Origin of the sequence: Streptomyces sp. IMTB 2501 (genome assembly GCF_001953885.1) — a bacterium.
Lineage (GTDB): Bacteria > Actinomycetota > Actinomycetes > Streptomycetales > Streptomycetaceae > Streptomyces.
The window spans coordinates 90,629-116,189 of the sequence record NZ_MQUS01000021.1 but is presented as its reverse complement, the minus strand read 5'-3'; the positions used below and the strand labels follow the sequence as shown (position 1 = coordinate 116,189).

At 71.1% G+C, this 25,561-nt stretch carries 21 protein-coding genes, 1 tRNA gene and 3 pseudogenes; 12 read left to right on the top strand and 13 right to left on the bottom strand.

What is annotated here, in order from left to right:
- Positions 1-849 precede the first annotated feature (849 nt).
- From AV521_RS30740 to AV521_RS30720, 5 genes are all read right to left on the bottom strand, one after another.
- Positions 850-1,986, bottom strand: coding sequence for a glycosyltransferase (locus AV521_RS30740; RefSeq protein ID WP_076092905.1), 1,137 nt, complete (start codon positions 1,984-1,986; stop codon positions 850-852).
- A complete protein-coding gene (locus AV521_RS30735) occupies positions 1,983-2,405 on the bottom strand; it encodes a hypothetical protein (RefSeq protein ID WP_143658668.1) in 423 nt (140 codons plus the stop codon). Before AV521_RS30735 ends, AV521_RS30740 begins: the two co-directional genes overlap by 4 nt.
- 655 nt (positions 2,406-3,060) lie before the next feature.
- On the bottom strand, positions 3,061-3,192 hold the full coding sequence (locus AV521_RS52810) for a winged helix-turn-helix domain-containing protein (RefSeq protein ID WP_079249472.1): 132 nt from the start codon (positions 3,190-3,192) through the stop codon (positions 3,061-3,063).
- Between the two features lie 419 nt (positions 3,193-3,611).
- Positions 3,612-4,571: a D-2-hydroxyacid dehydrogenase family protein gene (locus tag AV521_RS30725; protein WP_076092901.1), complete on the bottom strand. Its 960-nt coding sequence runs from the start codon at positions 4,569-4,571 to the stop codon at positions 3,612-3,614.
- A gap of 131 nt (positions 4,572-4,702) precedes the next feature.
- Positions 4,703-4,775: transfer RNA gene (locus AV521_RS30720), tRNA-Arg, on the bottom strand.
- A 318-nt stretch (positions 4,776-5,093) separates the two neighbouring features.
- On the opposite strand from AV521_RS30720, the gene AV521_RS30715 reads away from it, so the two are divergent.
- The 4 genes from AV521_RS30715 (at position 5,094) to AV521_RS30700 (ending at position 11,998) form a co-directional block, all read left to right on the top strand.
- Positions 5,094-6,704 (top strand): dynamin family protein, encoded by a 1,611-nt coding sequence (locus tag AV521_RS30715; protein WP_076092899.1) that lies wholly within the window; start codon positions 5,094-5,096, stop codon positions 6,702-6,704.
- A 75-nt stretch (positions 6,705-6,779) separates the two neighbouring features.
- Positions 6,780-8,951 (top strand): GTPase, encoded by a 2,172-nt coding sequence (locus AV521_RS30710; protein ID WP_371917079.1) that lies wholly within the window; start codon positions 6,780-6,782, stop codon positions 8,949-8,951.
- 898 nt (positions 8,952-9,849) lie between these two features.
- A complete protein-coding gene (locus AV521_RS30705; RefSeq protein WP_076092895.1) occupies positions 9,850-10,323 on the top strand; it encodes a single-stranded DNA-binding protein in 474 nt (157 codons plus the stop codon).
- Between the two features lie 238 nt (positions 10,324-10,561).
- Positions 10,562-11,998: a TQXA domain-containing protein gene (locus AV521_RS30700; protein ID WP_179023489.1), complete on the top strand. Its 1,437-nt coding sequence runs from the start codon at positions 10,562-10,564 to the stop codon at positions 11,996-11,998.
- 11 nt (positions 11,999-12,009) lie between these two features.
- Here AV521_RS30700 and AV521_RS30695 read toward each other — a convergent pair whose 3' ends face one another.
- Positions 12,010-12,204: a hypothetical protein gene (locus tag AV521_RS30695; protein ID WP_076092893.1), complete on the bottom strand. Its 195-nt coding sequence runs from the start codon at positions 12,202-12,204 to the stop codon at positions 12,010-12,012.
- A 547-nt stretch (positions 12,205-12,751) separates the two neighbouring features.
- Here AV521_RS30695 and AV521_RS30685 point away from each other — a divergent pair.
- On the top strand, positions 12,752-13,087 hold the full coding sequence (locus AV521_RS30685; protein ID WP_076092889.1) for a hypothetical protein: 336 nt from the start codon (positions 12,752-12,754) through the stop codon (positions 13,085-13,087).
- Between the two features lie 372 nt (positions 13,088-13,459).
- Here AV521_RS30685 and AV521_RS30675 read toward each other — a convergent pair.
- Positions 13,460-13,666: pseudogene (locus AV521_RS30675) on the bottom strand (hypothetical protein); the annotation flags it as partial.
- A gap of 156 nt (positions 13,667-13,822) precedes the next feature.
- Positions 13,823-14,311, bottom strand: a complete 489-nt coding sequence (locus tag AV521_RS30670; RefSeq protein WP_076092887.1) for an HAD domain-containing protein — start codon at positions 14,309-14,311, stop codon at positions 13,823-13,825.
- Between the two features lie 239 nt (positions 14,312-14,550).
- Here AV521_RS30670 and ettA point away from each other — a divergent pair, with 239 nt between their 5' ends.
- From ettA to AV521_RS30655, 3 genes are read left to right on the top strand one after another with little or no spacing between them, the layout of a single operon-like run.
- Positions 14,551-16,215, top strand: a complete 1,665-nt coding sequence (gene ettA / locus AV521_RS30665; RefSeq protein WP_076092885.1) for an energy-dependent translational throttle protein EttA — start codon at positions 14,551-14,553, stop codon at positions 16,213-16,215.
- Positions 16,216-16,221: 6 nt separating this feature from the next.
- Positions 16,222-16,647, top strand: a complete 426-nt coding sequence (locus tag AV521_RS30660) for a thioesterase family protein (protein WP_076092883.1) — start codon at positions 16,222-16,224, stop codon at positions 16,645-16,647.
- The gene (locus AV521_RS30655) at positions 16,644-17,321 is read left to right on the top strand and encodes a hypothetical protein (RefSeq protein WP_076092881.1); all 678 of its coding nucleotides are present in this window, start codon (positions 16,644-16,646) and stop codon (positions 17,319-17,321) included. Before AV521_RS30660 ends, AV521_RS30655 begins: the two co-directional genes overlap by 4 nt.
- A gap of 10 nt (positions 17,322-17,331) precedes the next feature.
- Here AV521_RS30655 and AV521_RS30650 read toward each other — a convergent pair.
- The 3 genes and pseudogenes from AV521_RS30650 to AV521_RS30640 all read right to left on the bottom strand — a co-directional run.
- A pseudogene (locus tag AV521_RS30650) lies at positions 17,332-17,958 on the bottom strand (ATP-binding cassette domain-containing protein); the annotation flags it as partial.
- Positions 17,937-18,227 (bottom strand): annotated as a pseudogene (locus AV521_RS30645) (hypothetical protein); the annotation flags it as partial. The pseudogenes AV521_RS30650 and AV521_RS30645, both read right to left, overlap by 22 nt.
- A 49-nt stretch (positions 18,228-18,276) precedes the next feature.
- Positions 18,277-18,681: a globin gene (locus tag AV521_RS30640; RefSeq protein WP_076092877.1), complete on the bottom strand. Its 405-nt coding sequence runs from the start codon at positions 18,679-18,681 to the stop codon at positions 18,277-18,279.
- A gap of 99 nt (positions 18,682-18,780) precedes the next feature.
- Between AV521_RS30640 and AV521_RS30635 the strand changes: the two genes are divergently transcribed.
- A complete protein-coding gene (locus tag AV521_RS30635; protein WP_076092875.1) occupies positions 18,781-19,104 on the top strand; it encodes a hypothetical protein in 324 nt (107 codons plus the stop codon).
- A gap of 106 nt (positions 19,105-19,210) precedes the next feature.
- On the opposite strand, the gene AV521_RS30630 is transcribed toward AV521_RS30635, so the two are convergent.
- Together AV521_RS30630 and tatA are read right to left on the bottom strand one after the other, a co-directional pair.
- The gene (locus AV521_RS30630) at positions 19,211-20,848 is read right to left on the bottom strand and encodes an MFS transporter (RefSeq protein ID WP_079249471.1); all 1,638 of its coding nucleotides are present in this window, start codon (positions 20,846-20,848) and stop codon (positions 19,211-19,213) included.
- Between the two features lie 126 nt (positions 20,849-20,974).
- Entirely contained in the window at positions 20,975-21,274 is a 300-nt protein-coding gene (gene tatA, locus AV521_RS30625) for a Sec-independent protein translocase subunit TatA (protein ID WP_076093000.1), read from the bottom strand.
- Positions 21,275-21,497: 223 nt separating this feature from the next.
- On the opposite strand from tatA, the gene AV521_RS30620 reads away from it, so the two are divergent.
- From AV521_RS30620 to AV521_RS30610, 3 genes are read left to right on the top strand one after another with little or no spacing between them, the layout of a single operon-like run.
- On the top strand, positions 21,498-22,622 hold the full coding sequence (locus AV521_RS30620) for a DUF1702 family protein (RefSeq protein ID WP_256725720.1): 1,125 nt from the start codon (positions 21,498-21,500) through the stop codon (positions 22,620-22,622).
- Complete coding sequence (locus AV521_RS30615) at positions 22,619-24,553, top strand: CRTAC1 family protein (RefSeq protein ID WP_076092871.1); 1,935 nt, start codon at positions 22,619-22,621, stop codon at positions 24,551-24,553. Before AV521_RS30620 ends, AV521_RS30615 begins: the two co-directional genes overlap by 4 nt.
- Positions 24,550-25,551, top strand: coding sequence for an enediyne biosynthesis protein UnbU (locus AV521_RS30610; protein WP_179023487.1), 1,002 nt, complete (start codon positions 24,550-24,552; stop codon positions 25,549-25,551). The genes AV521_RS30615 and AV521_RS30610 overlap by 4 nt, the downstream gene beginning before the upstream one ends.
- Positions 25,552-25,561: the final 10 nt, after the last annotated feature.

Below are 25,561 nucleotides of genomic sequence, written 5' to 3'. Positions count from 1 at the left end.
TGCCGATGACGGGTCACACAGATGTGGTCGCCCAGCCGCTACGACCGGTCAGGTACCGGCGGCGCCCAACAGTGGCGCGGTACGGCGGGAAACACTGTTTGACGAGGGTCTCGGGGTACCAGCGGTACCAGCAGGGCTCATCGCGAGCATGAACGGTGCCGCGGCCGTCAACACTCCGCGCCGGTGCAGGGGGACGAACTGCAAGCGGCCCGGCGTGCCGTCCGGCAGCCACCACGACGCACCCAGGCACCCTTGGGGAACGGCGTCGCCAACGGGCATGCCCGGTGCGGCCACGCCCACTTCTCGCCCAGCGGGCGGACCCGCGCTCGTCGGTGCACAACTCCACCGACAGCGAGCCACCGGACACGCTCATCCCAACTGCTCTTGGACGTCGCTGAGTGGACCGGAGCCGGCACCCACGTCCCGGCCAGGCCGCCCAGCGGGCCACCGGCGCCCATGAGCGCGGTCAGCCCGCGGGACGCCGACGACGGCTGGGCGGGCGTCAGGGCAAGGGAGAGACGCACGAGTCTGACACCGGTGCCCCGAACGGAGCGGTCGGCGTTCTCGGCCGGCGAGCCGGCCACCGCGGTGGCGATGCCGGCGGCAAGGCCGGCGTGACGGGAGGTCGCCGAGAGGGAGACCATACGCGCGTCCTCCCCGAGCCCCGTGAGCTGCGTGAACAGGAGGCCGTGCGCCTGCGCGAAGCCGAGCGCCCATGGGAGCCGACGCACCGGTGCTCGTCCGGTACGGCCACGACGCAGCTGGTGGCCGTGTACCGCGGTGTCCGCACTGCGCCGTACACGCCTCCGGCCACGGCGCCGAGCAGCGGCGGTGCCGGTTGTCAGAGGCTCACTTCCGGGTCGAGCCGGCCAGGACTTCCGTGTACAGACGCGATGTCTGCCGGGCGATGTTCTGGATGCTGTTGTGCCATACCACCTCCGGGACGGTCCGCTCGCCGGGACCCGCCGCGTGCAGCCGCAGCAACTCCCGTGCGTACTCCTCGGCACCGCCCGTGACGCGCAGGGCGCGCGGCATCGAGCCCGGGGGCAGGACCGAGAGGGCGGGGGCGGTCGTGTAGAGCACGGGGAGCCCGCTCGCGAGCGCCTCCACCACCGCCATGTGGTAGGTCTCCGCCATCGACGGCCCGGCGAGCACATCCATGGCGAACAGCAGGTCTGGGATGCAGGGTGCGCCGTCCCGGAAGTCCGGCAGGTACGGGCGCTCGCCCGTCAGCACCACTCGGTCGGCGACCCCCAGGTCCCGGGCGTTGCGTCCCAGCGCCGCGTGCTCAGGCCCGTCGCCGACCAACAGCAGCCGCGTCTCGGCGGGCAGATGCGGCAACGCCCGCACGAGCACGTCGAAGCGCTTGCCGGGAATCTGACGGCCGACGGCGCCGACCACGAACGCGTCGTCCGGCAGCCCGTAGTACATCCGGGCCTGCTTGCGCCGCACCTCGTCGAAGCGGAACAGGTCCGGATCGAAGCCGACCGGGATGACACGGATGCGCGAGGCAGGCACGCCCCAGCGCTGCAGCGCCCCGGCGACCGTCGGCGAGACGGCTACCGTGACGCGGCCCAGGCGCTCGCCGAGCAGGTACAGGGCGCGCACACCCAGGGTCGCGCGCCGGCCCTCCACCGAGTCGTCCAGCAACGAGTGCTCGCTGGCCAGCACGGCCCGCACCCCCGCCAGACGCGCGGCGATCCGCCCGTACAGGCACGCCCGGTACAGATGGGTGTGCACGACGTCGTAGCCGCCGGCGCGGATCAGTCTGGTCAGCCGGGGCAGGGCACTGAAGTCGCGGTTGCCGTCCATGCCGAGGTGGCGGACGCGCGCGCCGTCGGCGCGCAGCCCGTCGGCCACCGCTCCGGGGCTGGTCAGGGCGACCACATCGCACTCGACCTCGGCCGGTAGATGACGCAGAAGCTGACGCAGCTGCTGCTCGGCGCCCCCGGCGTTGAGACCGGTGATGATGTGCAGCACTCTCATGCGGTCTTCTCCCATACGCGGCCCCAGGCGCGGGCCGGCCGTCGTTTCGTTTCCAGATGCGCCGAGGCGTCGGACCGGCCGGCGTCGATGTGCGGCAGCGCCGGATCGCCGGTGATACCGGGACAGGGGGCGATGGCGCAGGCGTGCCGGTGACCGGCGTTGTGCGCGGCGGCCTCGACGTCTGCGGCCACGAGACGGCGAATGCCGTCCGCGCCGGGCGGCTGCTTGTGCGGGCCGCGCGACTCCCGGTCGATCTCGCCCCCGAGCCGCCCGAAGGCCACGAACACGGTGGCAGCGCACCGCCGACGGCGAGGCCGGGGCGGCGCGCCCGTGACGAAGTCGGCGTATCCGTTCTCGAAGGAGAGCCCGACGAGACCGCGGTTCTCCTCCCGAGCACGGGCCGTGAGCGGCTCCCGCATGCTCACCTCGCGCGGTCCGCGGCCGCACAGTCGGGCTTCCGTGACTGAGTGGTACGTGCTCACCCGGGCGGCGGGACCACGCCGACCATGCGCACGCACGGGCGCGCCGCCCCGCTCGCGGCGAGCGGCGCCGGGGCGGGCCGGGCGGGAGCGGACCCGGGCAGATACGGCCGGGGGGCCCACGCTGATCGTCGTCATGTGGGGTCTCCCTGCATGTCGTGGGCGTGGCCCCGGGTTGCGCGGTCACGCCGCCGTGCGGCGCGGAACAGGGACCCGAACCAGGGATCGAGAACGGTGACACGGCCAGTTCGGCCGGATTTCCGGAGACGAGCACCTCTATCGGCACCTGTATTTATCCAAGAACGCGTCAACTGTGTCGGAACTGCGAGGTCGGCCATCGCGTGTCCCGCATCCCGGCTCACCCCGTCGGCGGCAGCCGGCGCCTCGAATGGCGCACCGCCGCCGGGTGGCGGCAGGTGACCGGGCTCACGGAAGGCGTGCGGGTAATCGAAGCTGAAGGTGATCGGGTCCTTGGCAGGAGGGGCGGGAGCTTGGTCTGCCCGAGAGGGCGGTCACCGGTCTCGTCCTCGTAAGAGGCGCACTCGGTGTACGTGCCCACGCGGAAGGTGCCCGCCCGACGGCTTGACCGCGTAGATCATCGCTGCGGCCTGCGCGGCGGGGAGGCCGCCGGCCACGTCTCCGTGCGCAACGCGGCGATCACTTCCTCGTTCCGCTCAACGGCCCGCACCTCGGGCACCTGCCGGGACCAGCCCAGCCGGTCCAGCAACCGTCAGACTCCCGATCTCGACTGGCCCGCAGCAAGATCTCCAGCTCCGCTTCCCGCACGGCGGACAGGTACGGGCTGCCGCCCTGCCCTTTGGACAACGGGGCATCCCTGCCGCCCTCCCGCCAGGCCCGGTGCCACAGGCCGACCGCCTGCCGCGTCACTCCGAGCACCTCCGCGACCTTGCTCTGCCACACCCCCTGTTCGAATGAGTCAGCCGCTTGCGGGCGCTGCCGCGCCGCCTCAACTCGGCCCAGATGCCTGCCAGTTCGAGTTCCCAGGTCTCTGGGCCTACCGTGATGCATGCGGACGCGCGCAGCCGCACGGTGGCGGCCTCCGCGGTACCCGGCTCCGCACCGGACGGAGTGAGGCGCGCCGGACCTCCTCCGCGTTACCGCTTCCCGGCTGAATGGCCTGGGGGCTCAGGGCAGGAGCCGTGTCGGGGACCCGGCCAGATAGGCCTGGATGTTCTCCACCGCCTGGCGGTAGTACGTCGTGTAGTTGGTGTGCGAGACGTAGCCGAGGTGGGGTGTGGCGAGCAGGCGCGGGGCGGTGCGCATCGGGTGGCCGGCGGGCAGCGGCTCGATGTCGAAGACGTCCACGCCGGCGCCCGCGATCCGGCCCGCGTGCAGCGCGGCCAGCAGGGCGTCCTGGTCGACGACCGACGCCCGGGAGGTGTTGACCAGGTAGGCGGTCGGCTTCATCAGGGCCAGCTCGGCGGCGCCGATGAGGCCGCGGGTGCTGTCACCTCCGGGCACCTGGACGGTGACGAAGTCGCTGTCGGCGAGCAATTCCTCCTTGGACGCGGCGAGTTCCACGCCGTGTTCCGCGGCGCGCTCCTTGGTCAGGCGCGGGCTCCATGCGCTGACCCGCATGCCGAAGGCGAGCCCGACCCGGGCCACGTGGCCGCCGATCCTGCCGAGACCGAGCACACCGAGCCGGGCGCCGTTCAGGTCGGCGCCGACGGTGGACTGCCAGGGGCCGTTCGTGCGCAGCGCGGTGCTCTCCTCGGCGATCCCGCGCGCGAGGCCGAGCAGCAGCGCCCAGGTCAGCTCGGCGGGCGGGATGCCCGAGCTCTGCGTACCGCACACGGTGACGCCGTGGGCCTGCGCGGCGGCGTAGTCGATGACGGTGTTGCGCATGCCGGAGGCGATGAGCAGCTTCAGCCGGGGCAGCCGGGCGAACAGGGAGCCGGGGAAGGCGACGCGTTCGCGCAGCGTGACGACGATGTCGCAGTCGGCGAGAGCCACGGCCAGGGCGTCCTCACCGTCCAGATGCTCCCGCAGCGAGAAGACCTCCACCTCGCCCTTGAGCACCGACCAGTCGGCCAACTCGGTGGCCACACCCTGGAAGTCGTCCAGCACCGCACAGCGAAGTCGCACGTCGTCTCTCCTGCCGAGTACCTGTCACCTCTCACGGACGGGGACAAGTCTGCCCTGAGCGGTGAAACGCTCTCCCGAAGGGAGCCGGAGACAAGAACGCCCTCCCGAAGGAGGGCGGAGACAAGACAGAGCGCCCCCGGCAGGACTCGAACCTGCGGCCAAGCGCTTAGAAGGCGCCTGCTCTATCCACTGAGCTACGGGGGCCTGGTGTGGTGGCCTCGTGCGGATGCCCTGGTCGGTGATCCGTGACGTGACCCGGGGACAAGGATAGGGCTCCCGGTTCCTTGACCCTGTTGCTTCGCCTCCGTGGCTCGATGTGGAGGTTCGGTGAAGCGGTCCTGATAATCGCAGGCAGGTGCGATTCGTGCATCGCTTTTGGCGTCCGACGCCCCGGGTGTTGTGCACTCGTTATGCCTGGACTGTGCCTGTGTCCCAATGATTCCTTCCGTCCGTTCCGTCCTCTCGGCACGCAGACATGCCTATATGCTTCAGAATCCCCCTCAAATTGGGCATTCTTCGCATGTGGTGACCTTGGACGTACGGCCTCAGCTGCTCGACACACTTTCCGCTCTGCGCGATCGTGTCGCCGCCACACGCTTTCCGCTGCCCCTTCCTGGGGCCGCACGCGCGCGTGCCAACCGCGACGAACTCCTCGCGCAGCTCAACGACTATCTCGTACCCCGCCTGCGAGAGCCCGAGGCGCCGCTGCTGGCCGTCGTCGGGGGATCCACCGGCGCGGGCAAGTCGACGCTGGTCAACTCACTCGTCGGGCGGCGGGTGAGCGAGGCGGGCGTGCTGCGGCCGACGACCCGGACGCCGGTCCTCGTCTGCCATCCGGAGGACCACCACTGGTTCAGCGCCATGCGCGTGCTGCCCGAGCTGACGCGGGTCTGGGCGACCCAGCCGGATCCCGCCGACGATCTCCTGCTGCCCGCCCGCCAGGAGCCCCTGCGCATGCTGCGCATCGAGACCGCCGAGACCCTCCCGCGCGGGCTCGCCCTCCTCGACGCACCCGACATCGACTCGCTGATCGCCGACAACCGTGTCCTCGCCGCCGAGCTGATCTGCGCCGCCGACATCTGGATCATGGTCACCACGGCGACCCGCTACGCCGACGCCGTCCCCTGGCACCTGCTGCGCACCGCCAAGGAGTACGACGCCACCCTCGTCACCGTGTTGGACCGGGTGCCCCACCAGGTCGTCTCCGAGGTCTCCCGGCAGTACGGCGCCCTGCTCACCAAGGCCGGGCTCGGTGACGTACCCCGCTTCACGGTGCCCGAGCTGCCCGAGTCCGCCTGGGGCGCCGGACTGCTGCCCGCCACCGCCGTCGCACCCCTGAAGAACTGGCTCGTCCACCACGCCCAGGACGCCGCTGCCCGACACCAGGTCATGGCCCGTACCGCCTACGGCCTCCTCGACTCGCTCCAGTCGCGCATGCCCGAGCTGGCCAGCGCCGCCGCCGCCCAGTACGCGGCCGCCCTCCGGCTCACCTCCGCCGTGGACGCCGCCTACGACACCGAGCACGCGCGCGTGCGCGGCCGCCTGCAGTCCGGGGCGGTGCTCGCCGGAGACGCGCTCAAGCGCTGGCGGGCCTTCCCGCTGGACTGCACCTCGGGGGAACTGCTCGACGCGCTCGTGGAGAGTCTGGGCGCCCTGCTGCTGTGCTCCGTCACCGCGGCGGACGAGCGCATCGACGAGGCCTGGCGTCACGAGCCCGCCGCCGGCGCCCCGGGCCTCACCGCCCGAGACCTCTCCCCGGAGACCGCCGAGCACCGCATCGGCCTCGCCGTACGGCGCTGGCGGCGCGAGATGGAGGAGTACGCCGAGGACGAGGTGCGGGTGCTGGAGCGTACCTCCGCACCCGACCCCGAGATCGTCGCCGCCGTCGTCGCCACCGTGCTGCTGGGCGGGCGCCGGTCACGCAACGCGGGCGAGGGACTCGCCTCCCGGATGGGAGCCCAGGGCGCGCTGCGGCTGCGCGAGCGGGCGGGGTGCCTGCTGACCGAGTACGTGGACCGTGTCATGAACGCCGAACGCGAGCGGCGCCTCGCCGCGCTGGAGGCCCTCGACGTCCAGCCCGCGCCCCAGGCCGAACTCATCGCCGCCCTGTCCGTACTGCAGAAGGAGAGGTGACCGGTGACGGCCGCCACTGATCAGGACCAGATGGAGCACACCGACCACATGGCGCTTACTGAGCACAGCGGTCACATGAATTCCGAGGTCGTGAACCCCGGAGAGCGTGGCGACCTTCGCGGGGAGCTGGTGCCCCCGAGCCCGGGAGCTCCCGGCGACACCGCCGTCCCGGAGGACCGGACCGAGGTTCCGGGCCAGGATTCCGCGTCGGCCGCCTCGGCGGTGGGCGTGGACGCCGGGGAGGACAAGGCCGCGGCCGCGATCGAGGGGGAGGACGGGGAAGGCGATGAACGCGACCACCGCGGCCGACGCGATGACCGTGAGCGGGACGCGCGCGTGACGGACCAGGACACGGGCCGGGCGGCCGTGCCCGCCGTCGGCAGGAGCGCCGACGCGGTCGGCGGCCGGCGCCCCCGTCCGCCGCACCGCACCCCCCGGCAACCCGGCCCCAGCGACGAGGCGCACCCCCGGCGCCGATCAGACGCCGGTACCTCCGCCGCCGGCACCGGCACCGGCGCCGACGCCGACTCCGCGGAGACCTGGGACGACGGCCTGATCGCCCGGCGCATCACGGATGCCGCAGCCGCCGCGCTCGCCGCCGAACGCGAGACCGACAGCCGGGGCCAGGGCAGCAACCCCCCGCCCCCGCTGGCGTACGACGGCCCACTGCGCTCCCGTCTCGACGCCCTGCGCGAACTCGTCGGCCTCTCCCGCACCCGGCTGGACCACCACACCCTCGCCGAAGCGGGCCGGGTCCTGGACGAGGCGGCCGCGCGCCGCAAACTCTCCGGCCGGCACACCGTCATCGCCATCGCGGGTGCCACGGGCAGCGGCAAGTCACAGCTGTTCAACGCCCTCGCCGGCGTGGCCATCTCGGAGACCGGCGTACGGCGTCCGACCACGGCCGCCCCCATCGCATGCAGTTGGAGCGACGGCGCGGCGGGCCTCATCGACCGGCTGGGCATCCCGGGCCGGCTGCGCCGCCGCCCCGCGCACAACCCGGACAACGAGGCGGAGCTGCGCGGGCTCGTCCTGGTCGACCTGCCCGACCACGACTCCGCCGCCGTACAGCACCGCGAACAGGTCGACCGGATCCTGAAGCTGGTCGACGCGGTGATCTGGGTGGTCGACCCCGAGAAATACGCCGACGCCGTACTGCACGAGCGCTATCTGCGGCCCATGTCCGGCCACGCCGAGATCATGTTCGTCGTCCTCAACCAGGTCGACCGGCTGCCCGGCGAGGCCGCCGACCAGGTCCTGGACGACCTGCGCCGGCTGCTGGACGAGGACGGCGTCGCGCTCGGCGAGCACGGCGAACCGGGCGCCAATGTGCTCGCGCTGTCCGCACTCTCCGGCGAAGGCGTCGGCGAACTGCGTGAGGCGCTCGGCCAGTTCGTGGCGGAGCGCGGCGCGGCGGCCCGCCGGGTCGCGGCCGACGTGGACTCCGCCGCGGCCGACCTGCGGCCCGTCTACGCCGCCGAACGGCGCGTCGGCCTCAGCGAGGAGGCGCGCGAGGAGTTCGCGGCACGGCTCGCGGACGCGGTGGGCGCCACCGCCGCGGGCGACGCCGCCGAGCGCGCCTGGCTGCGCAACGCCAACCGCGCCTGCGGCACGCCCTGGCTGCGGCTGTGGCGCTGGTACCAGGGGCGCGGCGACGCCACGACGGGCCGGCACGCGGTGCGTCCCCAGGCCGAGGAGGAGATCACGGCCAGGCAGCGCGTGGAGCAGGCCGTCCGTACGGTGGCCGACCGGGCCTCGGCCGGGCTGCCCGGGCCGTGGGCGCAGGCGGTGCGTGAGGCGGCCGTACGCGGTGCGCACGGGCTGTCGGAGGCGCTGGACGAACTGGCGGCGCGGGCCGGACTGCCGCCGGGCCGGCCGCCGCGGCCGGGCTGGTGGCCGGTGGCGGTGCTGGTGCAGGCGGCCATGACGCTGTTGCAGATCCTGGGAGGCCTGTGGCTGGCGGGCCAGATCGCCGGCGTCATGGGGCCCAACCTCGCGGTGCCGGTGCTGCTGATGGTGTGCGGGATCGTCGGCGGTCCACTGGTGGAGTGGGGCTGCCGGATGGCGGCCAGAGGCCCTGCCCGGCGCTACGGCCAGGAGGCGGAACGGCGCCTGCGAGAGGCCGCCGCCGGCTGCGGCCGGGCCCGGGTGCTGGACCCGGTGGCGGCAGAGCTGTTGCGCTATCGGGAGGTGCGCGAGCAGTACGGGCGGGTTGTACGGACCGGGTCGGGCGTCAGCGCGAGCTGACGGGCGTCGCGACCGCCGGGGGCGCGTGGGCTGTTGGGGGGGGCGGGCGGTCATCTGAGGGTGAGTGAGCTGTGGGGCGGGGACGGTCATCCGGGGGTGAGTGAGCTGTGGGTGGCCGTCGGAGGTGCGTGAGCTGGGGGTGGCGGGCGGCTGCGGTCACCCGGGTGGGTGTGGGTTGAAGGTCGGGGGTGGCTGCTCGGGGGTGTGTGGGTTGACGGTGGGGCGGTCGCTGGGGGTGCGTGGCTGGGGGCTGGGGGCTGGGGGCNNNGGGGGGGGGGGGGGGGGGGGGGGGGGGGGGGGGGGGCGGTCATTCGGGGGTCTGTGGGTTGTGGGGTGGCGGGTGGCTCGGTCGCCTGGGTGGGTGTGGGTTGAAGGTCGGGGGTGGCTGCTCAGGGGTGTGTGGGTTGACGTGGGGCGGTCGCTGGGGGTGCGTGGGCTGGGGGGGTGGGTGGCTGCGGTCACCCGGGGGTTTGGGTTGAAGGCCGGAGGTGGTCGCTCGGGGCTGCGGGGGCTGACGGTCGGGGGGCCGCCCGGGGTGCGTGAGCTGGGGGCCGGTCGCGGCCTCCCGGGACAAGTCAGCCGGTGGTCGGCTGCGGCCACCGGGGGTGAAGGCAGCGACGGGGGGCGGAGGTCACTCGTAAGGGCGACGGGGATTTCCACAGGTGAGATGGCCGTACACAGCGCTCAGCGGGTCTGGCCCGGCGGAGGCAGTCTGGGGTCGCGGCGATCGCAGGGCGGGTCCGACCGGAGGGACGGCGGACGGCGCGCGCGATCGGCGGGACGTGCCGGCGCGTACGGCGGTCGTACGCGCCGGCACGGCAGACGCAGCCGTACGGGACGGGCCCGTACGGGTGTCCGCCCGGCCGTCGAGAGCCGGGCGGGGGAGGGGAGCGAGGACATGAACGAGACGATCGTCTGCGTGGTGGGCAACGTGGCGACCCAGCCGGTGTACCGGGAGGCGGCGGGCCCGTCGGCCCGGTTCCGGCTGGCGGTGACCACGCGCTACTGGGACCGGGAGAAGAGTGCCTGGACCGACGGACACACCAACTTCTTCACGGTATGGGCCAACCGCCAGCTCGCGGTGAACGTGGCGGCATGCGTGGAGGTGGGCCAGCCGCTCGTCGTACAGGGCCGGCTGAAGGTGCGCACGGAGGTGCGCGAAGGGCAGCAGCAGTGGGCCTCCGCCGACATCGACGCCGTGGCGATCGGCCACGACCTCGCACGCGGTACGGCCGCCTTCCAGCGCGCGGCCAAACCGGAGGCCGCCCTCACGGCGGCCCGGCCGGAGCCGAGCTGGGAGACACCGCGCCCCGTCGGCACACCGGACGAGGGGGCGGCCCAACAGGCCCCGGAGCCAGCTGCGGTGACGTGACGTCAGCTACTGCGGGGGGCGCCGGGACCGCCCGGTCCCGGCGGGACACGGATCCCGAACACCCCGTACGAACCGGTTGATTTGTCGATATGCCCAGCTCGTGGACGGTCCCGGGGATAACGATTACGGATCGGATCGCCCATCGGATCATCCGACCGACGGGAGAGGCTCCGAGTGATCCATAGGATTCCGGGCGTGCCCCTAAGGGCTGCCGATTCTGCTGGTGGGACCGCCCCCCATGTCCAATGGGTCCCGCTCGAAGGGGAATTCTGTGCTTGTTGCGTTCTCTGGGTTCCGCCGCTCCGCCGGAGCGGCCCGCCTGGCCGCCGCCACGGCGGCATCCGGTCTCGTGGCAGCCGGTGTGCTGTCCGGCGCCGGTAGAGCCGCGGCCGACGAGACACCGCAGACCGAGGGCGGAGCGGCGGCCACGATCAACGGCCTGAAGACCTACGGCGAGGCCGTGATCCACGAGAACGGCGGCGACCAGCGGGTGCAGGCGGGCCTGTTCGAGATGTCCGTCGACGGCGGGGGCACCCTGCAGACGTACAGCGTCGACCTCCACAACCCGACCCAGCGCGACGCCTACTACGAGGAGACGTCCTGGAGCGGCACCTCGCTGGGCGGCAACAAGGACGCCGGCAAGATCAGCTGGATCCTGCAGAACTCCTACCCCCAGATCAACGACCTCGCCGCCCTCGCCCACGAGGCGGGCACCGGCTCGCTCACCGAGCAGGACGCGGCGGCCGGCACCCAGGTGGCCATCTGGCGCTATTCCGACCACGTGAAGGTCGACGCCGTCGACCCGCAGGCCGAGAAGCTCGCCGACTATCTGCAGAAGAGCGCCGGCGACCTCGGTGAACCGCAGGCCTCACTCACCCTGGACCCGCCGGCGGTCTCCGGCCGGCCGGGTGACCTGCTGGGGCCGGTGACCGTGCACACCAACGCGACCGGTGTCGCCGTGACCCCGCCGACGGACGCGGCCACCAGCGGGGTGCGGATCATCGACAAGACCGGCAAGGTCATGACCTCCGCGAAGGACGGCAGCCAGCTGTACTTCGACATCCCGGAGGACGCCTCGACCGGCACGGCGCAGCTGACGGTACAAGCCTCGACCACGGTGCCCGTCGGCCGAGCCTTCACCTCCGACAGCCGCAGCCAGACCCAGATACTGGCCGGCTCCAGCGAGTCCACTGTCTCCGCGACCGCGACCGCCAACTGGGCCTCCGGGGGCGCCATACCCGCGGTCTCGGCCCGTAAGGACTGCGCCAAGGGCGGCGTGGACATCATCGCGGCCAACAAGGGTGACCAGCCCTTCACCTTCGAGCTGATGGGCGCCGAGCACACCATCCCCGCGGGCGCCACCCGCACGGTGACCATCCCGCTCCAGGAGGACCAGGCCTACGACTTCACGATCACCGGGCCGCACGGTTTCTCCCACCGCTTCACCGGCATCCTCGACTGCAAGACCCAGGGCGCACTCACGACCCTGACGGCCCAGGTCCACAACGAGCCCAGCCCCGCCACGGTCGGCGGCACCACGACCCCCGGCACCGACCTCGCCGCGACGGGCGGCTCGGCGATCAGCCCGCTGATCGCCGGCGTGGCCATCGGCTTCGTGGTGATCGGCGGCGCGGTCCTGGTACTGCTCCGCAAGCGCGAACAGCCGGACAACTGACCGCGTCCGGGTCAGGCCTCTTCGCCTCGGGCGCCGGCCTCGTCCTGGGAAGTGTCAAAGAAGATCAGCCGCGCCGAACCGCTGATCATCCCCGCACACCCCAACCCGAGCGCCACCCGCCCGAGGGCCTTGCCGCCATGCCAGTCGTGCGGGGCCCCGAAGACCACCCAGGCACCCAACGCGATCCCCGCGATCAGGACCGCCACTCCACCGGTACGACGTAAGCCGTGACTCGTGGGCCCATCGTCGCCCGCGCCGATCACCACACAACCCGGGTTTCCGTCCAGGCCCGGCCGTCGGGCGAGATGGAACGTTACGTGCCACGGGAGGGCATACGGTTTCTTCGCCAATGAGGGGGCCGTGTCAGGCGGCTTGGGCCGTCTGTGGGCCGTCATCCGTCTTCAACGGGGTGTCTCGCGGTCGAGTTCGCAGCCGCCTCACCAGGTATCGAAGCCCTTCCTGAGGCGGCGCTGCTCCGGTCCCTCGCGGGATGGGACCGCGATGACGGCGAGTCCCCTGCGCGCATGGCTCTCACGGTGCGCATCTCCGAATATCTGGAGGACTGCGAGCTGGTAGCAGGCGAGGATCCCGCACGCGAGCCTGCCTTCTGGCTCGCGCACCTCATGTTGACCGTGGGCGATCCGAGCGAGGACCCGGAACGTCCGGTGGCCCGGTGGGCCCGCACCGCAGCCATGCGCCCAGATCAGCGCTCCCGCACCCCCTTGCCTGCGGTCACCTGCTGGAGGAAGATCCTTGCGGATCGAGGGAGATGTGATGCTGCGGTTCATGGACTGGTCCGTGGTCGCGATGGGGTGTGTGCTCGTTCTCGGTGGCCTCGGCAGCCGACGCTGGGAGCGGACCCGAGTTCGGAAGGACGAGCGCTCCGACCAGGACATGCGCTTCCTGTGGGCATGGCTCCCCCTCCTCGTGGGCGTAGGAATGATCTGTGCCAGGGTGCCGGGCCTGTTGCGCGCGCCCCACCTCGTCATCGAGGTCTTTGACGCGCTCAACTTCGGACTGGCAGTCACGGTTCTGGGCCTCTTCCTCAGGTTGGGGTGTCGCTGCCTTCGGGCGCGCGGCACCGCGTGAGGGCCGCGACGGCCACCACGACCGTCCCTGTCCGGCTGTCGCGCCGGTCGACGGCCGCAGCTGGAGCGGACTCGGATCGAACTCCTGAAGCGGTGCTCATCCGCCACCCGGTTCAGGGCGAGGGAGAGAAGCCGGCCGACTGGTCGAGGTGAAACGGTGAGCCCGCACGAGTCGGAACCCATCCCCGCCGTAGGGCAGCCCCAGGTTGGTTCGTGGTGACGACCAGGGTCGCCCCAGGGCGCTCCGCACGCTCCACGGCCTACGTACACGGCGACCAGCAGAGCCCCCGGCCGTAGGTGGGCCTGTGTCTCGCCGCCAGCGGTAACTAGTGCCGGCGTCGTCCTTCCACGGTCAGGGGCGCGTTCCTGTGCGTCATGCGGCGGAGCCGGGTGCAGAGGTGCGCTGTGTGCGGTCCTGCTCGGCGATGGCCTCGGCGACCTCTTGGACAGCGGCCCGACTCAGGTCACCGTAGGGAGCCTGAGGAAGGCTGGGGGTGTGTGCTTCGGCCGCGTTGATGTACTCGGTGGCGGCTTCGAAGGAACCCAGCCGGCGGTAGTTGTCGGCGAGGTTGAGGTGGAGCCTCAACCGACTCGAAGGTCAACATCAACGTGCGGCGTCACCGACCTCATGACGGGCACCAGCCAGCCGCTCCTCACAGAGCGACCACCGACATCCACGGCTTACATCAACGAGGCGGGACAGCGGGTTTGCACCGGCATCCCCGCACCGAGCCAATCATCCCCGCACCGAGAGCCAGTCGGTGAGCGCGGAGAAGTCGGCTTCTACGAGTCCTCTGGCCGGGTCGACGCGATGAAGCAGCGACGGCCCGGGATGTTGGGCGGCGACCCACAAGCGGTCCATGGCGCTGATTTCGTCGTCGACCCAGATGAACGGCCGGCGGCCGGCCCACTCGACAAGGTGCCGGGTCTTCCAGTGCAGGCCCCGGGGTCCGTCGTCGGCCCCGGCGTCCGGCCACTCCACCACGGGGAGCTCCGGCAGTCCCAGGCGTGGGGCGACGGCCTCGTTCGCATCCTCCATCCATGTCGTGGCCCACACGAGATGACAGCCCAAGGCCAGGAGGCGCGGTCCGATCCCGGGATCGAGCCGGTCAAGCAGTGGGTTCCCCTGATCGGCAGACGTCGAGGAGCCGTACGGCGCCCCGAACGGGATGAGTGGGCCGTCGACGTCGAGGAAGAGGACGGGGCGCTCCGCTGCGCTTGTCACAGCGGAACGATAGTCCGGCACGACGGGAGGCACTCCGGCTCCCGGGCCGTCCCTGGGCCGTGCGAGGGTGCCCGAGGCCACCCAACAGCGACCGTCAGCGACCGGCGAGCCACCGCCGTCACCCGCGAAAGTCCAGGTCAGAGCCCTCAGAGCAAACGGGTTAACACCCGAGGCTGGCGTTCAGGCAAGATGGGTTGTATCTGCCCACTGCCAGATTTCAAGCTGCCGGACGGTTTCTCTTGGCTGAGTTCATTTACACCATGCGCAAGGCGCGCAAAGCGCACGGCGACAAGGTGATCCTCGACGACGTCACCCTGAACTTCCTGCCGGGTGCCAAGATCGGTGTCGTCGGCCCGAACGGTGCCGGTAAGTCGACCGTGCTGAAGATCATGGCTGGTCTTGAGCAGCCGTCGAACGGTGACGCGTTCCTGTCGCCGGGCTACAGCGTGGGCATCCTGCTGCAGGAGCCCCCGCTGAACGAGGAGAAGACCGTCCTGGAGAACGTCCAGGAGGGTGTCGCCGAGATCAAGGGCAAGCTCGACCGGTTCAACGAGATCGCAGAGCAGATGGCGACCGAGTACACCGACGCGCTCATGGACGAGATGGGCAAGCTCCAGGAGGAGCTGGACCACGCCAACGCCTGGGACCTCGACGCCCAGCTCGAACAGGCCATGGACGCGCTCGGCTGCCCGCCCGGCGACTGGCCCGTCACCAACCTCTCCGGTGGTGAGAAGCGCCGCGTCGCGCTCTGCAAGCTGCTGCTGGAGCAGCCCGACCTGCTGCTCCTCGACGAGCCCACCAACCACCTCGACGCCGAGTCGGTGAACTGGCTGGAGCAGCACCTCGCCAAGTACCCGGGCACCATCGTGGCCGTCACCCACGACCGGTACTTCCTCGACAACGTCGCGGGCTGGATCTGCGAGGTCGACCGCGGCCGCCTCCACGGCTACGAGGGCAACTACTCCAAGTACCTGGAGACCAAGGCCTCCCGCCTCAAGGTCGAGGGCCAGAAGGACGCCAAGCGGCAGAAGCGGCTCAAGGAAGAGCTGGAGTGGGTGCGGTCGAACGCCAAGGGGCGCCAGGCCAAGTCCAAGGCCCGTCTCGCGCGGTACGAGGAGATGGCCGCCGAGGCCGACAAGATGCGGAAGCTGGACTTCGAGGAGATCCAGATTCCGCCGGGCCCGCGGCTCGGCAACGTCGTCGTCGAGGTCGACCAGCTCAACAAGGCCTTCGGCGAGAAGATCCTCGTCGACGGGCTGAGCTTCACGCTCCCGCGCAACGGCATCGTGGGTGTCATCGGCCCCAACGGCGCCGGCAAGACCACGCTGTTCAAGATGATCCAGGGCCTGGAGACGCCGGACTCCGGCGACATCAAGGTCGGCGAGACCGTCAAGATCTCCTACGTCGACCAGACCCGCGCCAACCTCGACCCGAAGAAGACGCTGTGGGAGGTCGTGTCCGACGGGCTCGACTACATCAACGTCGGCCAGGTCGAGATGCCGAGCCGGGCGTACGTGTCCGCCTTCGGCTTCAAGGGACCGGACCAGCAGAAGCCGACCGGTGTCCTCTCCGGCGGTGAGCGCAACCGCCTCAACCTGGCGCTGACCCTGAAGCAGGGCGGCAACCTGCTGCTCCTCGACGAGCCCACCAACGACCTCGACGTCGAGACCCTCAGCAGCCTGGAGAACGCGCTGCTGGAGTTCCCCGGCTGCGCCGTGGTCGTCTCCCACGACCGCTGGTTCCTCGACCGTGTCGCCACGCACATCCTCGCCTACGAGGGTGAGTCGAAGTGGTTCTGGTTCGAGGGCAACTTCGAGTCGTACGAGAAGAACAAGATCGAGCGGCTCGGTGCGGACGCCGCGCGTCCGCACCGCGCCACCTACAAGAAGCTGACCCGGGGCTGATCGGTCTTGCGCCACATCTACCGCTGCCCGCTGCGCTGGTCGGACATGGACGCGTACGGACATGTCAACAACGCGATCTTCCTTCGCTATCTGGAGGAGGCCCGTATCGACTTCACGTCCCTCAGGGGCACGGAGTCCAAGCAGGGGTCCGTGGTGGCGCGCCATGAGATCGACTACCGGCGCCAGCTCGTCCACCGGCCCACGCCCGTGGACATCGAGCTGTGGATCACGGAGGTCAAGGCCGCGTCCTTCACCGTCTCCTACGAGGTGAAGGACGCGGACGTGATCTACGTGACGGCCCGGACCGTGGTCGTCCCGTTCGACTTCGAGGCACAGCGGCCGCGCCGGCTCACCGACGCGGAGCGGACGTTCCTCCAGCAGTACACGGACCGGGACGACGACTCCGCCGACGAGGAGGCCGTCGCCGCATGACGGTGCTGCACCTGGCCGACGAGACGGAGGCGGCCGACCTCGCCGCCTTCCTCTCCCGGCTGCTCCACTACGACCGTGGAGCCGCGGTGCGCCTGCAGGCGGCCGGCACGGCGCTCGCCGTGTTCGGCCGACCGCCGTCCTTCGAGGTGCTCGCCGTACGCGCGGTACGGCTGGCCAAGCCGTACGAGAACGGGCTCGACGTCACCCTCGACGTGACCGTCTCCGCCGGTCAGTTCCTGGAGTCCGTGGACGAGCGCGCGGCCACCGCCGGCGTACCGGCCGCGGTCACCGGTCCGCCGTGGGCCGGTGTGCTGCCGCCGCGCGGCGGCTGGCAGGCCGAGCCGGGGCTGCCCGCCCCGGACGCGCTGCGGGCGACCGTCGCCGCGGCGGTCGCCGAGTTCCGGTCGCGTACGGAGGAACTGGCGCCGGACGGTCGTACCCGCGCCGAGCTGGACCGGATCGGCCGGGACATCTGGTCCCGGGAGATCGGGCGGACCGGGTTTCCGGTGCGGGCCGTGCACGCGGCCCAGTCCCTGGGCTTCCTGCGGCCCGGGGGCGATCCCGCCGACACCGGGCTGTTCTCCTCCGGGGCGTGGCTCCGGCTGCGCACCCCCTACGGGTCCGTCGCTGTACGACGGGCCGGGCTCGGGGCGCTCGGCGTCAGCGTGCGCTGACCGACTCCGGTCACCGGGTGTCGTCCGGCCCTACCCCGATGTGGTCCGTCTCCAGGTCCAGCGCCACCCGGTCGCGCATCCAGGACGCGGAGGCAGTCGGCGGGCAGCTGGAGGCGGCCTGCGCGGTCCAGCATCGTGTACTCGCGGGCCACGACCGTCTCGTGGCCGGTCGTGGCGTGGCGGACCTCGCTCGCCACTGCCTGGTCGTGCCGAGGGTTTCGTTGGCGGTGCGGAACGCGTCGAAGATCTCTGTGGCCGTCCGGGAGCCGAGTTCGCCGGTGGGTTCGTCGGCGAGCAGTACGGCCGGGTCGTTCGCGAGGGCCACGGCGATCGCGACGCGCTGCTGCCGGCCGCCGGTCAGTTCGCGCGGGCGGCGGGCGCGGCAGTCGGCCACCTGGACCAACTCCAGGAGCTCCACCGCGCGTTGGGCGCGGGCGCGGCGGGCGGTACGGCGTCCGCGGGCGCCGGAGAGCTGGAGGGGGAGGGCGACGTTCTGGTCGGCGGTGAGCTGGGGGAGCAGGTTGTGGGAGGTCTGCTGCCAGACGAAGCCGACGACTTCGCGACGGTGGGCCAGGCGGTCCACGGCGGTCATCATGAGCAGGTCGCGGCCGGCTACGCGGGCGGCTGCAGCGAGCGGGGCAGCGCGTACGGGCCCGAGCGGCGCAGCGTCCGCAGCGTCACCGGCAGACCGTCGAAGGTCATCCGGGCGCCCTCGCGGACGGCGGTGTCGGCGGCGGCGCGCCCGGCCGGCGGCATGTCCTCCTTGACGATCAGCGCGGCGTCGCCGATCGCTGTGGAGTACGCGGCGAGAGTCGTCAGCACCGCGGTGGTCAGCACCACGGTGAGCAACGCGGCACCCAGCAGCAGGCGGTGCGCACGCGCGCGCGAGACGACGAACCCCGTCACCCTGCCCCCGTGTGTCCGGAACTCCAGACTTTCGGGCGTGAGTTCGGGCTCACTCCGGCGTGTTCACCATCGACGCGGCCGCGTACGTCAGATAGTTCCACAGCGTCGTCTCGTGCTCCTCGGACAGTCCGAGTTCGTCGACGGCCACCCGCATGTGCCGCAGCCAGGCGTCGTGCGCCGCGCGGTCCACGGTGAACGGGGCGTGCCGCATCCGCAGCCGGGGGTGGCCGCGGTTGTCGCTGTAGGTGGTGGGTCCGCCCCAGTACTGCATCAGGAACAGGGCGAGCCGCTCCTCGGCCGGGCCCAGGTCCTCCTCCGGGTACATCGGCCGCAGGATCGGGTCCTCGGCGACTCCCTCGTAGAAACAGTGGACGAGCCGGCGGAAGGTCTCCTCCCCGCCGACCTGCTCGTAGAAGGTCTGCTCCTGAAGCGTGCCGCGCCGAATCTCTTTCACCCGTACATCGTCTCAGACGGGGTGACCCAGGACTCAAGGCTCTGTGGTCGGCGCTCGAAGTCCGACGGGCGGAGGTGGCAGGCCTCCACTGGAATGGCTGTGCCGCGGCGTTGTAGCGGTCTTCCGAGCAGCACGGCGCCGCGGGGCGAGCGGGCCATCGCTCAGACCCGCCTCGCCCCGGCCACCGCGTTCACCGACCCGGACCGCGCGGACGACGAACTCACCCTCGCCCACCAGCTCCTGGAGCCGCTCGACCAGCGCGCGACCACCGACCGCGCCAATGTCCCGCGCACCCAGATCGATGTCACCGTCCTGGCCTGGCTGGTCCCGCTCCTGGAAGTCTCCCCGGCCTTCCACCACGCCGACGGCTACGGGCAGAGCGCACACCCGACCTGGGGAAGTGGTGCGGCGCGAGGCGAGTGACGGTGACTTTGTGCAGCTCAGCGCCGGTGCAGCCGACATTACTGAGTGCAACGGACCTCGACGTGCGTGAGGAGACGGCAGGCCGGACCGTCTCGTGGGGCGGCCATCATGCTGAGGTGGTCGCGGATGCTTTGCCTTTCAGGGGCGTTGCGGAGATCTCTTCCAGGGACCGTGCACGGGTGTCCACTCCCGAGAGGATGACCGCGACGGTGGCGAGGGCGAGCGGCACCGCGCCGAGCAGCGCGGTGGTACGGAGAGACGGCGGAGCCACGGCCGCCACGACCACAGCGATCATCAGCACGCCGCCGACCTTGGTGAACGCGGCCGTGAGTCCGGAAGCCTGCGAGCGGACCGCCGTCGGATACACCTCCGCCGTATAGGCACCCAGGACGGCGACGGCCGAGCCGGCCGACCAGATGGGGACGGTGAGCAGCAGGTGCAGCGGCAGTGGGTGCACGGCGATCCGGTCGCCCACCGCTGCCAGTGCCGCCATGGCGGCCGCGGTGCAGGCGCCCAGGAGGACGAGTGCGCCCTTGCTGCTCCACCGTCCGTACAGCCAGGCGATCGCGAGATTGAAGGGCAGTCCCAGCAGAGCCGCGTCTCTCAGGGTGGTGTCCGCGGTCAGTTCGGTGAAGCCCAGGCGCTGCAGGTCGGTTGGGATCCACAACTGGAAGCCATAGGTCACCAGGCCGATCCCGAGGGCGAGCACCACCAGGGGAAGGCCGACTCTGGTGTAGGGCGCCAGCAGGAGCTTCAGATAGCCGTCGCGGGGCGAGGCCGTGGGGGCGTTCGCGGGAGCGGGCGGGGCGGAGGTCAACCGGGCGCCGTAGCCTGCCAGCACGGCCTCGGCGTCGGCACGCCGCCCACAGGCCGCGAGAAAGCGCGCGGACTCCGGGATCCAGCGGTTGAGCAGCAGCAGGACGACGCTCGTGGGCAGTCCGAGCAGCCACAGCACGCGCCAGCCGAAGTGTGGCACGAGCAGTGAGGCCGCCCAGCTGGTCAGCACATAGCCGCCGGCGGTTCCGACGCCGCCGATGAGAACGACGATCCAGCCGCGCTGCCGGGTCGGCACGGTCTCGGTCAGCAGGGTGAAGGTGAGCGGGAGCATGCCGCCCGCGCTCATCCCCATCAGGAAGCACATGAGGATGTTCATCCAGAACAGCGGCATGGCTCCGCAGACGGAGGTCGCGAGAAAGACGACGCTGGCCAGCAGGATGGCGGGGCGGCGGCCGATGCGGTCGCCGAATCTGCCCCACAGAAAGGAGCCGATGACGGTTCCGCCGATTCCGGAGAGCGGCAGCAGCGCGACGGGCAGGCCGCCGTGCGGATGGAGTGCCGAACGCAACCCGTATTCCTTGGCGACTCCCGGTACGACGAAACTCAGCGTCATGGGCTTCATGACGTCGATGGCCACGGCGAGCATCATCACCATCGCCAGCGCGCAGTGTGCTCGTGTCAGCGGTACGTCGTCGGTGAAACTCACCCGGAGCGGTTCCTGCCCGTCGTCGCCGGTCGTCCGGCGGGGGCCGACGACTCCGTAGGCGCACGCCGCCACCCCGGCCAGGATCAGCGTCATGCTGATCACCATGAGCGGGCTGGAGTCGCTGCCCGCCATGGAGGCCGGATGCCCTGGCTGGTGGGCGAGGTGCCCGTACATCGGCAGATGGCCCAGCGTGCCCGCGAGGCACAGGAGGGCGCCGCACCGGAACCAGACCGGTCGAGCGAAGTCGACGCGATGTCCCATGGATCCCCGCCTCTCGAACCGGTGCCGGGAAACACCAGGAAACACTGTGACAAGGCGGCTACCACGCGTCAATGGCCCGATACTTTGCGCGATTGCCCTGCCGGACGTGACCCTCCGGGGCACGTGTCAGTCGTGGAGCACTTCTCTCCCCTTCCCGGTGGTCTCCGCGACGACGATGTGCGGCTGCGGGGATGCCCCCGCCTTCGTGAGCGCCGGTGGCTCGGTCGACGTGGACGAGGTGGACGACGCGGACGAGGTGGACGACGCCTCCCGCTCCGCCTCTTCGCGGCCGGCTCGGGTCTCGGCCTTGAGGATGCGCAGCGACTTTCCGAGCGAGCGCGCTGTATCGGGGAGCCGTTTCGCTCCGAACAGAACCATGACGACCAGGGCGATAATAATAATTTCGAGCAGGCGGTTTTCCAGCATCGCGACCTTCTTCGGCTGGTGCGGACTAATCATTCTCGCGTTGTGACGGCATGATTATTGTCACCTTTTCCGGACTTCTACCCGTTTGATCGGCGGCCATCGGGTGTGGTTCACCTGTTGGATGCAGGGCCGGTCAGGTGCACTCTTTCAGCGGATCAAGACGGCGCCAAGTTGCCCCGAGGCTATTAATCGCAATAGATGACGTGCTGGAGGGGAAATAATAGTGCCGTTCTTGGTTCCAGGCGCAGGAAAGTCGGCAGCCGGCTGCGGTGGTCCGCGTTCTCGTGCTGCCCGGTTGTTGCGGCAGGACATGCGGCAAGTTGATTTCGGAGCGCGCCGATTCAGGCTTCGCTCGGGTCCGTCCCGACAGCGGTTGGAGGATTCCGGAAGAGCCTTTCTTGAGGGCTTCAACCACTCGGTGGATGCGCACATTACGGACGCGCTCGGCACGGCACTCGACGGTGTCCCCGAGGAACTCCGAGGGTTTGCCTTCGAGGGCGCGGGCATGGGCTGCGCGCTGCTTGATCTGCTCACCCTGTCCCGGGGGCGCAGACTGCGGGAATTTCTTGAAGGACCGGGTGTCGACTATCCGCATCTGATCCATGTGGGTGTCGGCTGGGCCTTCGGCAAACTGCGCCTGCGCCCCTGGCGCGGACTCCGCGCCGGTGACCCCCTGCTGCGCTGGCTCGCCTGGGACGGATTCGGCTTCTACCAGGGGTTCTTCGACTCGGACCGGGTCGTGGCGGGGCAGCGGTCGGAGCGGGGCCTCGACGTGTGGCAGCGTGCCGTGCGGGACCAGGGGCTCGGGCGGTGCCTGTGGTTCCACGAATGCGCGGACCCCGAGGCGCTGGGCCTGCGGGTGGCCGAGTTCCCCACGTGGCGGCGGGCGGATCTGTGGAGCGGCATCGGCCTGGCGGCCGTGTACGCGGGGGGTGCGGACCAGGACGAACTGTGCGCGCTGGTCGAGGCGGCGGGCGACTACAGGGCCCACCTGGCCCAGGGCGCCGCCTTCGCCGGTGCTGCCCGGCTGCGCGCCCGTACCCCCCTGCCCGAGCACTGCGACCGTGGGGTCCTGGCTCTCGCCGGGGTGTCGGCGCAGACCGCGGCCGACTGGACCGACACCGCACTTGCCGACCTGGGTCCCGACCCCCGTACCGGACAGCACTACGGGGAGTGGCGGGCCGGGATCAGACGGCTGTGGGCGGCCCACCACGGTCCCTGTCCGGCCGATGCCCCCACGCAGAGCCCTGCCCAGGACTCCCGGACCACCGAGGCCGCCATGTCCGCACCTCGCTCTCGGGCCGTTGAGCCCGCCGAGTCCGCGCCCCGCTCTCGGAGGAGCCGATGAACTCGCTCGCCTGTCATGTGAGAGCGCATGCCGCCAAGGCCGTGGCGCTGTGCTGCTGTGTCACGGCCTTCTCCCTGGCCCAGCCGGACGCGGTGTCCGCGGACAGCCGGGCGGAGGCGGCCGCGCCCTTCCACTTCACGGCACATCCTCTGAACGCACCCGACCGGCCGGGCGAGCGCCGGGTGCGCCCGGTGGCGCCGGCGTTCCACCACATCCGGTCGTGGATCTCCTCGGTCGGAGCCGGCGCCGGGCTGTTCGCCGTGGACGGCGGGACGGTCGCGCACGACGTATGCCTGGTCGACCCGCGCACGGACACCGTCACCGTCGAGCCCGCGCCCGGGACCGGGAAGCGGTACCGCCCCTTCACTCTTGAGGCGAAGGGCCTGTACATGCCGTCGTACGCGGCCCCGATGGGCTGCATGCCGGCCGACCTGAACCAGGACGGCCGGCAGGACCTGGTGGTCTACTACTGGGGCCGCTCGCCCGTGCTGTTCCTGCGCCGCCCCGGCACCGCCCCCTCCCGGGCCGCCTTCGTGCCGCGGGAACTGGTTACCGGCCACCCGGTGTGGAACACCAACGCGATGACCCTGGGTGACTTCGAGGGCAACGGGCACCTCGACCTCGTCGTGGGCAACTACTTCAAGGACGGGGCCCGGGTACTGGACCCCACCGCCAGGCAGTCCGAACTCCAGATGCCGTCGTCGATGTCCCATGCGCTGAACGGCGGCACACTGCGCTACTTCCGTTTCACCGGCGGCCGTTCGGGCCCGAAGCCCGAGGCCCGCTTCGCCGAGGTACCGGACGCCTTCGGGGCGAAGCCCCCGACCGGCTGGACGCTGGCTCTCGGCGCCCAGGACCTGGACGGCGACGGACTGCCGGACCTGTACCAGGCGAACGACTTCGGGCGAGGCCGGCTGCTGATCAACGAGTCCAGGCCCGGCGCCCCCAAGTTCCGTCTGGCGACGGGAACCCGCCACTTCACCACGCCGAAGTCCAAGCAGCTGGGCAACGGCTCGTTCAAGGGCATGGGCGTCGCCTTCGCCGACCTGGACCGCAGCGGAACCCAGTCCATCCTGGTGGGCAACATCACCGAGCCCTACGCGCTCCTGGAGAGCAACTTCGTCTTCCGGCCCACGGTGCCCCGTGACCGGCTGGGCGCCCTGCTGCATCGCGGCGAGGCCCCCTACGACGACCACAGCGAGGGCATGGGGCTGTCCCGCTCCGGCTGGACGTGGGACCTCGTCGCGGCCGACTTCGACAACTCGGGCTATCCCCAGGTGATGCACGCCACCGGATTCGTGGCGGGCAGGACCGATCGCTGGGCGCAGCTGCAGGAAACGGCGATGTCCAACGACCTGATCCTGCGGCACCCCGAACTCTGGCCCAACGTCGAACCGGGGGACGAACTCTCCGGCCACGACCCGAACACCTTCTTCGTCCGGACACCCCAGGGCCGCTATGTGAACCTGGCCAGGGAAGCCGGGGTCGCGTCCACCGCCGTCACCCGGGGATTCGCCGTCGGTGACGTCATCGGTGACGGACGGCTCGACTTCGTCGCGGCCAATCAGTGGGGACAGTCGGTGTTCTACCGGAACCAGTCCAAGGCGGCTCCCTTCCTCGGGCTGCACCTGCGGCTGCCCACCGGCTCACGGCACGCCACCACCCCGGCCATCGGCGCCGTCGCCCGGCTGCACCTGCCCGACGGAAAGGTGACCGAGCAACAGCTCTACCCCGCCAACGGGCACGGCGGAGTCGCCGCCCCGGATCTCCACTTCGGCCTGGGCGGAGAGAATCCGGCCCGCCCGATGCGCGTGGACCTCTCCTGGCGAGACCTCCACGGAGTACGGCACGAGCGCACCACAACCCTCCCACCGGGCTGGCACACCCTCGTGCTGGCAGCCGACGGAACCATCGCGGAGGTTCCCGCATGACGACCGACCACACCTGCGCCACCGACACCGGCAAGCCCTGCGCCCCGTGCCGGCGCAGCAAGGCGCTGCGCCGCTTCGCGATGTCCATCACGGCCGCCACCGTGCTCGGCCACACCGTCCTCGGCTTCGAACAGGCCTATGCCACACCGCTGTTCTCCGTCCTCGCCGCGGTGCTCACCGAACTGCTCCTGGAAACGGTCGAGGCATGGGGCCTACGGCGCCCGGCCCGGTACCGGCGGCCTCTCGGCGAAGTGGTCGACTTCCTGCTGCCCGCCTACATCGGGGGCCTGGCCTGCGCGATGCTGCTGTACGCCAACAGCCGTATCTGGCCCACGCTGCTGGCCGCGATCGTCGGTGTGTCCGGCAAGTACCTGATCCGGGTACGGGTGATGGGCAAGTCCCGGCACGTCCTCAACCCCAGCAACTTCGGCATCGTCACGGTCCTGCTGCTGTTCCCGTGGGTGGGCATCGCGCCACCGTACGAGTTCACCGAATGGCTGAACGGCTGGTGGGGTGCGGTCCCGCCGATGGTGGTGCTGGCTCTCGGCACCCTGCTGAACGGCAAGCTGACCGGCAAACTGCCGCTGATCCTCGGCTGGGCGGGCGGCTTCGCGGCGCAGGCGGTGCTTCGCGGCGCGCTCACCGACATCTCCACCGTCAGTGCCCTGCTGCCGATGACCGGCACGGCCTTCGTGCTGTTCACCAACTACATGATCACCGATCCGGGCACCTCACCGTGGCGGAGACGCAACCAGGTCGTCTTCGGCGCGACCATCGCCGCGGCGTACGGCGTGCTCGTGCAACTGCACGTCGTCTTCGGCCTGTTCTTCGCCCTGGTCATCGCCTGCGTGCTGCGCGCGGCACTGCTGGCCTTCCTCTCGGCGCGCGGTGCCAGCGGTATCCCGGCCCCGCGCCAGGAAGCCGGACAGGCCGACGCCCAGAACGCCCGTGCCACGGCCGCTTCCGGCGCCGGCGCCGCGGTCGCCGACGCGTCCTGACTGGCTAGGA